This window comes from Streptomyces sp. NPDC015125 (assembly GCF_043080045.1).
Lineage (GTDB): Bacteria > Actinomycetota > Actinomycetes > Streptomycetales > Streptomycetaceae > Streptomyces.
Window position 1 is genome coordinate 251201 of record NZ_JBIBVF010000004.1, and the last position, 13943, is coordinate 265143.

Below are 13943 nucleotides of genomic sequence, written 5' to 3' on the forward strand. Positions count from 1 at the left end.
CCGCACCGTCCGCGCCGTCCGCACCGTCCGGACCATCCGAGCCGTCCGGACCATCCGGGCCGCCCGGACCATGCGCCCCGCCGCGGCCATGCTCCCGGATGTCACCAGGCGCGTCGTCCTTGTACGCATCATGGGCATGACCGCAATCTAGAGCGCGACCGGCCCGCCCGGCGCCGCCCGATCAGGTCACATACGCCGCCCCCCGGCCGTGCGCAACCCGTCCGCGGCAATCCGCCGTGCGCCGGGGCCATGGACGGGCGAAACTCGGGTACGGGGGCTCATGTGCCACTAGCCGTCTCAGTCTGGAGGCCCACAGTGCAGCGGCAACCGCATCCGCGCAGTGCGCGCACGCTCGACCGCGATCCGCAGCCCACGCCCCCGGATCCGGGAGGCCCGCCGCCCGTCCCGGACCCGCTTCCCGGCCCACCGAGCCCGCCCGGGCAGCCGGATCCCATTCCGCCGGAACCGTCGCCGATACCCCGTCCGCCCGGGCCCGAGCCCGATCCGGTCCCGGAGCCGTCCCCGGAGCCGTCGCCGCTCTCCTAGGAGAGCCGCCCGGACCCGTCGCCCTCTCCACCGGGGGTATCCCGCTCCCGCACCCACCAAGGAGGTGCTGATCATGGCCATCGCCACGGTCAACCCGGCCACCGGCGAGACCCTGAAGACCTTCGACGCCCTCAACGGGGGTGAGATCGAAGATCACCTGGTCCGGGCGGACCAGGCCTTCCAGGAGCACCGCACCACCGGCTTCGGCTACCGCAGGGAGCGGATGCTCGCGGCTGCCGACCTGCTCGATGCCGACCAGGACGGCGTCGCCCGCACCATGACCACCGAAATGGGCAAACCACTGGCCCAGGCGCGCGCGGAGGCGGCGAAGTGCGCCAAGACCATGCGCTGGTACGCCCACCACGCCGAGGCACTGCTCGCCGACGAGCACCCCGATCCGGCCGATGTGAGCGACTCCGGCGCGATCCGTGCCGTGGTGCGCTACCGCCCCCTCGGCCCCGTCCTCGCGGTGATGCCCTGGAACTTCCCGCTCTGGCAGGTCGTACGGTTCGCCGCGCCCGCCCTGATGGCGGGCAACACCGGGCTGCTCAAGCACGCCTCGAACGTGCCGCAGACCGCGCTCTACCTGGAGGAGCTCTTCCGCCGCGCCGGATTCCCCGAGGGCTGTTTCCAGACCCTGCTGATCGGGTCCGGCGCGGTCGAGGACATCCTGCGCGACCCGAGGGTGGTCGCCGCCACGCTGACCGGCAGCGAGCCGGCCGGCCGCGCGGTGGCGTCCATCGCCGGTGACGAGGTCAAGAAGACCGTTCTCGAACTCGGCGGCAGCGACCCGTTCCTCGTTCTGCCCTCCGCCGACCTCGACAAGGCGGTCCGCGTCGCGGTCACCGCACGCGTCCAGAACAACGGACAGTCGTGTATCGCGGCCAAACGGTTCCTGGTGCACCAGGACATCTACGATGCCTTCGCCGAGCGGTTCGCCGCCCGCATGGCCGCGCTGACCGTCGGCGACCCGATGGACGAGGACACCGATGTCGGGCCGCTCTCCAGTGAACAGGGGCGCTCCGACCTGGAGGAGCTCGTCGACGACGCGGTCCACCAGGGCGCCACCGCACTGTGCGGCGGCCGGCGACCGCCCGAGCAGAGCGCGGGCTGGTTCTACGAGCCGACGGTGCTGTCCGGCATCACCGAGGGGATGCGTATCCACCACGAGGAGGCGTTCGGCCCGGTCGCCACGCTCTACCGGGTCGCCGACCTCGACGAGGCGGTGCGCCTCGCCAACGACACCCCGTTCGGGCTCAGTTCCAACGCCTGGACCCGGGACCCCGAGGAACAGCAGCGCCTCGCCCGCGATATCCAGGCCGGCGGCGTCTTCTTCAACGGGATGACCGCCTCCCACCCGGGCCTCCCCTTCGGAGGGGCCAAGCGCTCCGGCTACGGGCGGGAGCTCTCCGGGCACGGCATCAAGGAGTTCTGCAATATGACGACGCTGTGGTACGGGCCGGAGGACTGAGCCGGCGCCGGAAAGCCGAGCCGGTGACCTGAGCCGGTGGCCTGAGCCAGGGCCGGAAAACTGAGCCAGGCGCCGAAAACAGTCGCCCCCGGAGGGCGCATGCGCCGGAGCGGTTTGCCTCATGGACGTGAGGGTGTACGTTCCGGTCAGGTCGAGTCGGCCAACGGCCAGGTTGGTCGGCTCGGCCACTGCCGGGCGTCGGCACCGGAAGCCCATTCCCCGTGCCCAGCAGCTCTGTTGGCGCGTCGTCACCATTCTTGGGCGGGCCGGACGTTCACCACGCCGCCTCCTGCCCGTCCGGTACCGCGAACTCACACCACAGCGCCTTGCCCGCGCCGCGCGGTTCGGCGCCCCATTCGTCCGCGAGCGCCTCGACCAGCATCAGTCCGCGGCCGGAGGTGGCGGTTTCGCCGGGGCTGCGCCGCCGCGGCCACCGGCTGGAACGGTCCTCGACCTCCAGCCGGATCCGGCGCGGGGTGCCCGGCAGCAGCTCCATGGAGACCAGGGCGCCGCTCTCGGTGTGTGTCAGCGCATTGGCGATCAGCTCGGAGGCGGCAACCTCGATGTTGTGCATGACGGTGCCCGCCCGCCACTGGTCCAGCGTGCGGCGCAGCGCGGAGCGGACCTCCGCGGCGCCCGACGGGTCGGCCTGATGGACGTGCAGCCGCAGCCGCGGGGTGGTGACGGCCCCGGTACCGGGCAGCCGGTGCAGGAGCAGCAGGGCCATATCGTCCTCCGAGCCGGGGTCGGCCCACAGCTGGTCCGAGAGCCGGTCGGCGAGCGCCTCCAGATCCGTGGGCCCGGTGCGGACCGCCGCGGACAGCGCGTCGATGCCACAGGAGATGTCCTGGCCGGGCTGTTCGACCAGGCCATCGGTGCACAGCAGCAGCGTCGACCCTGGCTCCAGGAACAGCTGGGTCTCCGGGAAGTGGTCGTGCCCGAAGACGGTGGCCAGACCGAGCGGCAGCCCACCACGGACCTCGGGCCAGTCGATGTGCCGGGAGCTGTTGCTGATCAGCGGGCCGAGATGGCCGGCCCGGGCGAGGTGCAGCGCCCCGGATTCCATATCGGCCTGGATGTAGGTGCAGGTCGCGAACCGCTCGGTGTCCAGCTCCGCCAGAAAACGGGAGGCCCGTACCAGCACGGTCTCCGGTGAGTGCCCCTCGCTGGCGTAGGCCCGCAAGGCGATGCGCAGCTGGCCCATCACGGCGGCCGCATGGGTGTCATGGCCCTGTACGTCGCCCACCACCACCCCGGTCCGCCCCTGGGGCAGTGCGATCACGTCGTACCAGTCGCCGCCGATGTCCCGCCCGACGCTCGCCGGGTGGTAGCGGACGGTGACCGCGCCGCCCTCGATGGGCGGAAGCCGGCGCGGCAGCATCGTCGCCTGCAGCCCGGTCGCGAACTCCCGCTCCTGGTCGAAGAGGGTCGCCCGCTGCACCGACTGCGCGACGACCCCGGCCAGCGCCAGCGCCAGGTTCCTGGCCTCCGGTGACTGCACGGCGGGCTCGGCGTTGAACAGCCCCAGTGCCCCGATGACGGTGTCCTGCGCGATCAGCGGCAAAAACGCCGCGCTGCCCGCCGGCATCACCCCGGTGTACGGGCGCAGCCGCGGGAAGCGGGCGATCAGTTCACCGCGGGTGCCGAGGAAGATGGGGCGCCGCGAGCGCGCCACGTCTGCCAGCGGCAGGGTGTCGTCGAGCCGCGAGGTCAACATGTCGTCGGGTACCTCGCCCTCCAGCCCGGCGGTGGCGATGACCTCGAACCGGTCGTTCGCCACCAGGCCGAGGACCAGCCCGTCCGCGCCGAACCGCCGGGCGCCGCCGGTTCCGGTGAGTACCCGGGTCACGTCCTTGACCGACAGCGCACGGGCCAGCGCGGCGGTGGTCTGCTGCACCATCACCGTCTGCCGCTGCCGCTCCTGCTGGAGCGAGCGCAGCAGCGCGGAGTCCGCCAGTTCGCTGGTCGCCTCCCGGACGATGCCGATGATCCGGTACGGCACTCCGTCAGCGGTGTGCAGAATCCGGCCCTGGGAGTGTGTCCAGCGCTGGGTGCCGTCGCGGCACTGGACCCGGAAGTAGGCGCCGTAGGACGAGTGACCGTCCAGCAGGGCCTGGGAGAGTGCCTCGTCCAGTCGGCGGCCCTCCGCCGGTGGCACCCGCGTGACCAGGGACGCCGGCGCGCCGTCGTATTCGTCCGGGCGCAGATCGAAGACGTCCATGGCACCGGGGTCCAGATTCATGAAGCCGCGGCCCAGATCCCAGTCGAAGGTGCCCATCCGGTTGAGCGAGAGCCGTTCGCGCAGTCCGATCGGCTCATGGTGCGACACCCCGGGCGCGTCCTCCTCGACGAGGCGCCAGTCCCGGCCTGCCCGGGGGTCGTAGTCCTCGTCGAACGGGTGCGGGGGGACGTCGGTCATGGCGTGCCACGCCTGGGGGCCGGGTGGCGCAGAACCTCCACCCGCACGCGTCCTCGGCATCGGCGCATCGCGGCAGGAGCCGGCGGCGCCGGGCCGAGCCTGCCTCGTGCCCACGGTCGCGGGCCGTTGACCGGGGCCGATATCCACCGGAACGCGGCCATGCGCTCACCCTAGGCGCGGGCCGGGAGGCCCGCACGTCCGGTGCTCCGGATGCCGTCCGGGGTACGGAAGAGGGGGGAAGGTGCGCGCGCCGACGGGACCAGGGTGCCGGCACCGTTCGGCGCCGTCTGCCGTCTGCCGTCTGCCGTCTGCCGTCTGCCGTCTGCCGTCGGCCGGAGCGGGTGCGCGCCGAAGGCGGACGGGGGCGGGTGTTACGTCCCGGTAACTCCGCCGTCGGGCAGGCCCCTTGTCGCGGTACGTTCAAGGCCGGGCCGACGAGCCGACGAGCCGACGGGCCGACGAGCGGACGGGCGGATGTGCCGACACGGTGCCGACGGGCCGGACCGCCGGCCGCGACCACTCCGGCGGCAGCATCGGCAGGGCCGTGACCTCACCGGACCGCCGGTGGACATCCGGCGGGCGGGTCGGCCCGCCCTCAGCGGCGAAAGGCGCCCCCACCATGAGATCCCGAACAGTCCGGCGGGCCCTGACCGGCGCGGCCGGGGCGGCCGCGGCCTTCCTCGTACCGGTGTGGGCGGCCGCCCCGTACCCCACCGCCCCGGAGCGGATGCAGATCTACCTCACCACCACGTCCGACCCCGGCGGGCGGCAGGTCGTCAAGGGACTGCAGAAGCAGGCCCCGCTCCCTTTCACCCCGGGCGGCGCCCGCGGCATCACCGTCGACGACTCGATGACCTACCAGCGGTTCGAGGGCGGCGGCGCATCCTTCACCGACACCGCCGCCTGGCTGCTGTGGAGCAGCGGCACACTGCGCAAGTCCACCCGCGACGCCACACTGAAACGGCTCTTCGACCCCGTCGAGGGCATCGGTCTCGGCTTCGTCCGCAACCCCATGGGCACCTCCGACCTCGCCCGCTTCGGCTACACCTATGACGACCTGCCCGCCGGGCGGACCGACCCGGGTCTGGCGAACTTCTCCGTCGCCCACGACCTCGCCGGGGTGCTGCCGCTGACCGCCCGGGCCCGCAGGCTCAACCCGGCCGTGAAGGTGATGGCCTCGCCCTGGAGCGCACCCGCCTGGATGAAGGACAACGAAAAGCTGGAACAGGGGCGGCTCCGGTCGAGGTATTACGCCACCTACGCCCGGTACTTCGTGAAGTACCTCCAGGCGTACCGGGACCGCGGGGTGCCGGTCGACTATGTCTCCGTGCAGAACGAGCCCACCTGCTGCTCGGGCTATCCGTCCATGCGGTGGAACGCCTCCGGGCTCGCCTACTTCACCAAGCACGACCTGCTCCCCGCCCTGCGGCAGGCCGGACTGTCCACCAAGGTTCTGGCGCTGGACTGGAACTGGGACCGCTACGACGCGTTCGCCCGGGCCACCGTCGACGACCCGGCCATCCGTCACCACCCCAACTTCGGCGGCATCGCCTGGCACGGCTACCGCGGCGACGTCACCCAGCAGACCCGGATCCACCGCCGCTACCCCGGCCTGCGGTCCTACGACACCGAGCACTCCGGCGGGCGGTGGATCGGCAACCAGCAGCGGGAGGACATGCACAACCTCATCGACTACACCCGCAACTGGGGCCGCAGCTGGGTCAAGTGGTCGCTCGCCGTGGACCGGAACGGCGGCCCGCACCACGGGGGTTGCGGCAACTGCACCGGACTGGTCACCGTGCACCGCGGCGAGGGACGACGGCACGGGACGGTCGACTACACCGTCGAGTACTACACCATGGGCCACCTCACCAAGTTCGTGAAGCCCGGCGCCCGCCGCATCGGCTCCACCGCCTCGGCCACCGTCCCCAACGTCGCCTGGCGCAACCCCGACGGGTCCAGGGCGCTGATCGCCTACAACGACACCGGGAGAACCCGGCGGACGGTCGTCAACTGGGGCGGCCGGCACATCACTTACGCTCTGCCCGCCGGTGCCGCGGCCACGTTCACGTGGTAGGCCCGCACCGCACCGCACCGCCCTGTCCCGCACGGTGAGCCGTCCCGGGCCCGGGTCACGCCGGGACGGCCCCCGCTCTCAGGCGTGTGCCGGCACCGCCGCGACCGGCCGGGTCTGGCGGGCGCGGTGCCGCAGTGTGGCCTTCCGCGTCGCCACATCAACCGTGTACGCATCGATGGTCAGCCGTGCGCCGGACACCTTCAGCACCATGAATCCGTGGTCGGAGAAGTTCTGCCAGGCCGCCGGATTCTGGAAGTGCGCCGTGCCGTCCTCCGCCTTGGCCGACGCGCCGCACACCACCTGCCGGGTGCCGCCCGTACGGGCCGTCGGCTCCAGGATCTGCAGCGTGTGGTCGTGACCGGAAAGAATCAGATCGGCCCGTCCGCACACCACCTTCTCGTACATGTCCTTCAGGTGGACACCGCTGGTGTAGTTGCCGATCTCGAAACCGTCGTAGGAACCGGCGCTGCCGTGCTTGCCGTTGTTGAGGTACGGGTGGTGTCCGATCACCACCTTCCAGCGGGCCCGCGAGGCGCGCAGCGCACCCTCCAGCCAGCTTTGCTGCTCGCGCATGTACGGCCCGTCCCACCGGTAGTACGGGTCGAGCTGGGCGACATACGACGACCAGGGAATGGTGTCGATCGCGAAGAACTCCACCAGCGGATCGGCGGCCGGCAGCGGCACGCTGTAGTAGCGGGCGGGCATGTACCAGCGCCGCGAGGTGGTGGCGTAGGCGACCTCGCGGTCACCGCGCGACGGGTCGCCGCCGCTGCCGGGGATCAGCCCGGAGCAGTCGTGATTGCCCAGCACCATCAGCCAGGGCACATCGATGCCACTGTTCGGCTTCTCGAACTTGTCCTGGAACTCCGAGTCGTGAGCGGATTCCGGGCCGTTCTCGTAAATGTTGTCGCCGAGCCCCACGGCAAGGGCGATGCCCTCGGCCGCGCAGACATCCCGCGCGGCGGACGCCACCGCATACTGCGCCTCGTCCCCCGTTCCCGCGTCACCGGTGACCAGAACGGCGAACTCGCCCTTCCCGTTGGGGTGTTCGGGGAACGGAAAGGCTCCCGGGGGCTGGCGGCGGGGCGCCGCGGACGCGGGCGACTGGGCCGGCGACGGCAGCACCGTGAGCGCCGCACCGGCCATCGCGCCGCCCAGCAGGGTCCGCCGGTTCACCCACTGCGGAACGCGTCCCGTCGTACGCACCGGCGGCCCCCCGGCCGTCGTCGCCGAGCCGGTCCGCAGCCACTCCTGCTCGGTCAGGTCCGCCTGCGGCGGGATCATTTCATCTTCACACATGCCTGGTTTCTTTCACGGTCGGCAGAGGTGGTGGTGACGAAACGATGAAGTAGAGGTGGACGTATGGCGATCGTGAGCCGCACCGCTACGCGTCGGTAACAAAGCGTATTCCAGGGGCCATCAGGCGGTGAGCGGAGCGCCGGAGCACGCGATGAGAGCGCGCCGGAGACAGCCGCGCTGCCGCCCGGCCCGCCCACCCTTTCTTCCGCCACTTCTTCCGCCACCCGCCCGCAGGGCCTCACGCCCGGCGAGGCGGGCAACATCGCGTGACGGGCAAAATTACGGGTTCGCCAAGCGACGGAGCGTGCGGCCCAGGTGGCGGACGTACTGGCGCTGGAACACGGGCACCAGCGGGCCGGCGAGCCGGGTGACCGCCCGGGCGGGCCGGCTGAAGGCGGTCACGGTGAACCACACCGAGCCGTCGTTGCGCAGCTCGGCGACGAACGCCTCCTCGCCGCTCTCGGGATGTCCCTTCCTCGCCCCGTATCCGAAGCCGATCCGGTCCTCCTCGGTGACCGTCCACACCACGGTGCACGGCGCCCGCAGCCGGAGCGGGCCGATGCCCAGCGAGACCTCGACGCCCACCCCCGGCGCGGCCCGCGGGGCGTCGGACCGGATGCCGGTGCCGGCCGCGCGATGCATCCGGAAGGTGGTGATCGCCTCGCCCGCCGCGGCCAGCACCGCCGGGCCCCGGCCGATCGGCAGCTCCTCGTGGAGGTGGTGGTAGCCGGGCGGCAGAGGGGTGCGCCGAGTGCCGCCCTCCTCCGGGTAGTTCAGCTCGCTCATGGGGTGCGCTCCTCGGGGCGGGCGGGGGAGTCGACGGTACGCGGAGAACCGTAAGCGATCAGCCCCGCTCACGGACGCCGGTCTCGTCTGCTTCCGTTACAGGCGCGTGGCGCTGCGCAACGCCCTGGCGTAGTAGCCGTTTCCGTCCAGCCGCGACGTACCGCCCTTGTCTCCGATGGTCGGGCCGTTGACCTCCTGCCGGCTCGAAATGAAGACCTGGTGCCCGTCGGAGTCGTTGCCCAGGTACATCCCCACGTGGTCGAGACGCTCCTCGGTCCGGGCCTCCAGCTTGAAGAACACCAGGTCGCCGGGCTGGAGCACATCGATCGAGGCCGGCCTGGCAAAGGCCGGCGCGGAGCCGGTCAGCGGCACGACCGCTGCGCCGAGTCCGGAGCGGGCCATCCCGTTGGCCGTACGGGGCAGGCCGTCGCCCTTTCTGTCGTCGGCCCTCAGGGGGTAGCCGGCGCGATAGCCCAGCACCGCCCGGATGAAGCCGGAGCAGTCCATGGACCGCGCCCGCGCCTTCTCGGGCTGCATCGAGGTGCCGTCCCCGAAGGTGTACGGGATGCCCAGGTAGTCGTAGAAGTCGGACTCCTCAAGCCGCCGGCCGGCGCCGGACCCGCCGTGCGCATCGATCGGCCCGTAGTTCGCGTCGCCCGCGTAGCTGACCCCTGCGGCGTTCTGTTTCGCCGGGGCCTGGGCGACGTATTGGAAGGCCATCGCGAAGAGATCGTCCTTCTCGCTGCCGAAGTTGTCCTTGAACCAGTCCTTGAACCACTTCTCCTTCTCGGCGCCCTTCCGCCAGGGTTCCGGCATCATCCGGACCCAGTTGTCGGTGACGATCCGGGACGTGGTGGCCGCGGGCTCGGTGAAGGTGCGGCTCCGGCCGGTGAGGGTGGCGGTGCGGGCCCCGTCGGTGAAGGTGGCGAACACCTCGCCCTGCTTGCCGCGCAGCACGGAGCGGGCCGGACTGCGGAGCCGCTCCCAGGTCAGGTCTCCGGAGAGCCCTCTGGTGAGCGACGACGTGAGGCCGGCTTCATCGGTGACCGCCGGTATGGCAGGTGTCGGGGTCTGCTCCTCCTTGCGAAGTGCCACGGTGAGGTACGCACTGCCGGCGAGCAGGGCGGTCACGATGACGGCGTGCAGCACGCGGCGACGGCCGCGCTGGGTCTTGGCGCTCATGGGATCGGCTCCGAATCGTTCGGTCAGGCGGACGGCATGACGCCGAGCAGAATTCCGGCGGCCAGCACGACATAGGCCATGAGCGTCACCGAGCCGGTGGCCAGCAGGGTCGGTCCCTTCGGCTGGCGGACCAGCTGGTAGGCGATCAGACCGGGGACGATGAACCCGAGGGTCTGATTCGTGTACATCAGCGGGAACTCCAGTTGCAGCACGATCATCAGCGTGCCGTTGATCACGACACCGATCAGCACGACGGCCGCGAACAGCCGCTTGCCGTAGAGGATCGCGACCCGCTGCACCAACAGCGTGGCGAGGTAGGTGAGGACCGTCACGCCCACGACCATCGCGGCGCGCTGGAGGTCCTCCACCAGCGTCAGCGCAAGCCAGCCGGGGGTGATCATGCCGCCTGGTGAGAGGTTGGTCGTCAGATAGCAGACGAGCGAGAACATGAGCCCGAGGGCGATGCCGATAGCGGCGATCTCGGGCGTGAGGACGGCGGGGATCAAGGGTGGTCTCCTGAGCTCTGCCACGCATCGGTGTACGGGTGCTGCTGCGGTACGAACGGTTGGTGAGGGCCGGACTCGTGGGCCGGTGGGTGGCCCGTGGACCGGTCGGCAGGGGGCGCGGGGCGTTCCGCGGAATCCGCCGGGCCGTCCTGGGTGTGCTGCGGAACGCCGTCGGGCCCGTCGTCCGCGGAAAGTTCGGCCAGCTGCTCCAGCAGGTGCTCGCCCTGGCCGTGGATGTTGCCGATGGCGACCAGCGACGAATCCGGACCGAGGTGGTTCGCTATCCGAGCCATGAACTCCTCGGGGCTGCGGCGGTCGCCGCCGAGGTCCACCGCACGGGAGCGCCACGCGGCGGGGATCGCATCGATCGCGCTCTTGGCCGGATGCCCGATCACGAAGACCTTGTCGGGTTCGAGCTCCGGGATGATCTCGCCCATCTGGCCGTTGCGCTCGACCCGGTCGGGGCGGCAGTTGATCACGACGTTCAGGGGGCGGTGGATCGCGCCCAGGTCGAGCAGCTGACGGATGTTCATCAGCGTCGACTCGGGGTCGTTCGCGGCGAAGACATTCGCGAACCGCAGTCGCTTGCCGTCGGGCGTGCGGTGCCGCTCGACGGAGAGGACCCCCGGGTCCGGGGGAGCGTCGTACATGCCCTGCAGCGCGATCTCCCGGTCCACACCGAGCAGTTCCGCGACGGCCAGCGCGATGGCCACGTTCTCCTTGAAGGTGAACCAGCTGAAGCCGCGCAACTCCTCGTCGGTCACGGTCCCGGGGTCGGCGTAGAGCAGCCGGCAGTCGCGGGCGCTCGCCTCCTCCTGGAGAATGGGGAACCGGTCCTGCTCGGCGGTCACACAGATACCGCCCTCCGGCATGGACCGGGACAACGAGCGGGCGACATCGTCGAGGGTGGGCCCCATCTCGGCCAGATGGTCCTCGCGGACATTGCACAGGACACCGATGGTGGACCGGATCAGCTTGGACTGGTTGATCTCCTGCAGTGCCGGCATGACGGCCATGCACTCGATCACCAGGGCGTCCGGGTGGTACGCGGCGGCCCGCCGGACGATGCCGATCTGCTCGACCACGTTGGCGATGCCGAACTTGCGGTAGACCGGCTCCTCGGTGGCGTCCGGATGGATGAACCGGGCCGCGGTACCGGTCGTCTTGGCCACGGTGGTCAGGCCGCCACCCCGCAGCGCACCCGCGCACAGCCGGGTGATGGAGCTCTTGCCGCGGATGCCGTTGACGAGCACCCGGGTGGGGATGTGCTCCAGATTGCTGAAGTGCCGTCGCTGCTCGATGATTCCGGCGATCAGCAGGATCGCACAGCACACGACGAGAACGGTGTAGAGGAAGAGCACGGTCCGTCAGTTCCTTCCGGCCAGAGGGGCGCTGTCCCGCTTGCGCTGCTCCTGGAGCTGCTGCCGGATCAGCTCCAGGCTGCGGACGACGGCGCCGACCTCGTCGTGATGGCGTGGGTAGAGCACCGTGCGACGGTCCCCGTCGGCGAGCGCCTCGGCCTGCGCGGCCAGGGTGCGCAGCGGGCGCGTCACCACGATGTGCAGCCAGCCGAGACAGGCGGCGGCAGCAGTGAGGCCGAGCAGCCCGGCCAGCACGGTGTGGTTCTGCACGGTGTACTCGGGGATGGCAAGCCCTTCCGCCGGCTTCCAGCTGACCACGGTCCAGTTCAGCGACTTCGCCACGCCGCCGCCGTTGAACGGGGCCGCCGCCGCGATCTGGACGCCGCTGCCGTCGCGGTCGAGGAGCGCGCCGGGCCGCAGGCTCGCACCGGCCCTGGCGCCCGTCCCCTGCACGAGGGTGTCGAGCCGCTGGGAGGGCAGCTTCTCGAAGGCGCGGTAGCCGGTGTTGCCACCGAGTGTCCGGCGCTTGTCGTCGACCACCCGGACCTCGCCGAGGCCGGGCCGCTTGAGCAGCGAATTGAAGAAGTCGACCCGGAACTCACCGGCCACGGTGACACCCTTCCGGCCCGGCACCCCGGCATAGCCGGCCACGACCGGCTCCTTGCCCCCCTCGTCGAGCACGGTGACGGCTCGGGTGCCCGGGCCCTTGCCCGCCGGATGATGCGGAGTGCCGCCGGCCCGGGCCAGTACCTTTCCGTCGGCACCGAGGAGGTACAGCGACGCGTAACGCGGGTGCTCCTGAAGGGTGCGCTCCAGGACCGTGGTCAGCTGGTCCGGCGAGGTGCGGTCGCCGATCAGGGAGGCCACCGAGACGAGGTCGGTCCGGCCTTCGTCGAGGGCGCGCCGGACCCGGTCGGCCAGGGTGTCGGTGCGCTCGCGCTGGTCGTTGACAATCTGCTGTGGAATGACGGCCTTCGAGTCGGTGTGGTTCAGGGACAGCGCCAGGGGGGCGGACCAGGCGAGCAGGAGTACCGCGCACGCGGCCGTCAGGCCTCGGACGCCGATCCGGCGCAGACGGCGCAGCGGGCGCGGGGTGGCCGGGCCGCCCGTCCCCTGCGGTGCGCCGAGGAGCTGGCGCCGCAGACGTTCCAGTGCGTGGCCGACCCGGGCCGCCTCTCCGTACGCGGGCACGCTCACCGGCCGCTGCAGCTCGCCCCGGGTGAGTCGGCGGCTCTCCAGGAAGAGCCGGAGCAGCGGGCGCTGCACGAGGCCGAGAAGCAGGGCCACGACAGCCGCGCCGATGACGAGCAGCGTGCCGGCCGCGGCGATACCGAAGAGCGGGTCGGCGCCCCGGGAGGGGGCCTCGGCCACGTCGACCATCGTGACGACCGTCAGACCGAGGCTGCCGGCGCCGGTGCTCTCGCCGGGCTGGGCGGGTGCGAGGGTGGCATAACCGGCTGCGGCGCGCTCGCCGTTGGACACCCCGCCGGTGAGGCTCCCGCTCACCCCCGGAAAGCCCCCGGAACCTGGTTCCCTGGCCTGGAGCGGGTGCTGACGGGCCTTCTCGGCAGCCGTCCTCGCGAACGCCCTCAGCTGGCCGTCCGCCCGCTTGGCCGCCTTCCGCTGCGGGTCGTCGAGGTCCTGCTCGGACTCGCGGCTGCCACCGCGGCTGAGAATCGCGCCGGTCGGGTCCAGCACGGCGATGGTCCGGAACTGGCCGAGGCTGATGCCGGGGGCACGAAGGCTGCGGGATGCGACGAGGAGCTGCTGCGGCCGGCCGTCCCAGGAGAGCAGTGCGAAGGAGAGCAGGCGGGTCTCACCGTTCGCCAGGCGGACCATGCGCGGGCCGAGCCCGCCCTTCTCGGACAGCTTTCCGCGGTCGATCGTCGCCAGTGGCAGGTTCTCGCCGCGTGCGGCGAGGAGCTTGCCCGACCCGATCTCCATGACGGCCGTGCCGCGCCACTTCTGGTAGACGCTGCCGACCTTGTCCAGCACGTCATCGGCCGGGACCGGGGTACCCGAACTGAAGAGTCCTGCCGCGCGATGGAGGTCGGTGACGCTCTCGTCCACCGAGGCACGCATGGCGATGGCGCCGTCCTCGGCGAATTGCTGCTGAGACGTGAGCACCGCCTCGGGAATCCTGTCGTGACCGACCCTGCCGAGGCCGAGGGCGGTGACGGCGGCCAGGGCGAGCAGCAGGGCCGACAGGACGGCAATGGGCGGGCGTACGCCGCCGAGCAGTGACATATCGGCTCTGCGCCGAGCCGTATGCCGCAGCTTCGTCGGCGGAGCTGCC

7 protein-coding genes and 2 pseudogenes are annotated in these 13943 nt (G+C 71.4%); 2 read left to right on the forward strand and 7 right to left on the reverse strand.

What is annotated here, in order from left to right:
* Nucleotides 1-619: 619 nt before the first annotated feature.
* Complete coding sequence (locus ACF088_RS13295) at nucleotides 620-2017, forward strand: NADP-dependent succinic semialdehyde dehydrogenase (RefSeq protein ID WP_392375802.1); 1398 nt, start codon at nucleotides 620-622, stop codon at nucleotides 2015-2017.
* A 274-nt stretch (nucleotides 2018-2291) separates the two neighbouring features.
* Here ACF088_RS13295 and ACF088_RS13300 read toward each other — a convergent pair whose 3' ends face one another.
* Nucleotides 2292-4436, reverse strand: a complete 2145-nt coding sequence (locus ACF088_RS13300) for a SpoIIE family protein phosphatase (protein ID WP_392375803.1) — start codon at nucleotides 4434-4436, stop codon at nucleotides 2292-2294.
* Between the two features lie 619 nt (nucleotides 4437-5055).
* Between ACF088_RS13300 and ACF088_RS13305 the strand changes: the two are divergent.
* A pseudogene (locus ACF088_RS13305) lies at nucleotides 5056-6510 on the forward strand (glycoside hydrolase family 30 beta sandwich domain-containing protein); the annotation flags it as partial.
* 81 nt (nucleotides 6511-6591) lie between these two features.
* Here the strand turns inward: ACF088_RS13305 and ACF088_RS13310 are convergent.
* From ACF088_RS13310 to ACF088_RS13335, 6 genes and pseudogenes are all read right to left on the reverse strand, one after another.
* The gene (locus ACF088_RS13310) at nucleotides 6592-7812 is read right to left on the reverse strand and encodes a metallophosphoesterase (RefSeq protein WP_392375804.1); all 1221 of its coding nucleotides are present in this window, start codon (nucleotides 7810-7812) and stop codon (nucleotides 6592-6594) included.
* A gap of 279 nt (nucleotides 7813-8091) precedes the next feature.
* Entirely contained in the window at nucleotides 8092-8598 is a 507-nt protein-coding gene (locus ACF088_RS13315) for a DUF1990 family protein (RefSeq protein WP_392375805.1), read from the reverse strand.
* A gap of 96 nt (nucleotides 8599-8694) precedes the next feature.
* Nucleotides 8695-9780 (reverse strand): C40 family peptidase, encoded by a 1086-nt coding sequence (locus ACF088_RS13320; protein ID WP_392375806.1) that lies wholly within the window; start codon nucleotides 9778-9780, stop codon nucleotides 8695-8697.
* A 23-nt stretch (nucleotides 9781-9803) separates the two neighbouring features.
* Entirely contained in the window at nucleotides 9804-10286 is a 483-nt protein-coding gene (locus tag ACF088_RS13325; RefSeq protein ID WP_392375807.1) for a poly-gamma-glutamate biosynthesis protein PgsC/CapC, read from the reverse strand.
* 181 nt (nucleotides 10287-10467) lie between these two features.
* A pseudogene (gene pgsB, locus ACF088_RS13330) lies at nucleotides 10468-11647 on the reverse strand (poly-gamma-glutamate synthase PgsB); the annotation flags it as partial.
* 6 nt (nucleotides 11648-11653) lie between these two features.
* Nucleotides 11654-13894 (reverse strand): HAMP domain-containing protein, encoded by a 2241-nt coding sequence (locus ACF088_RS13335; protein WP_392375808.1) that lies wholly within the window; start codon nucleotides 13892-13894, stop codon nucleotides 11654-11656.
* Between the last annotated feature and the right edge of the window lie 49 nt (nucleotides 13895-13943).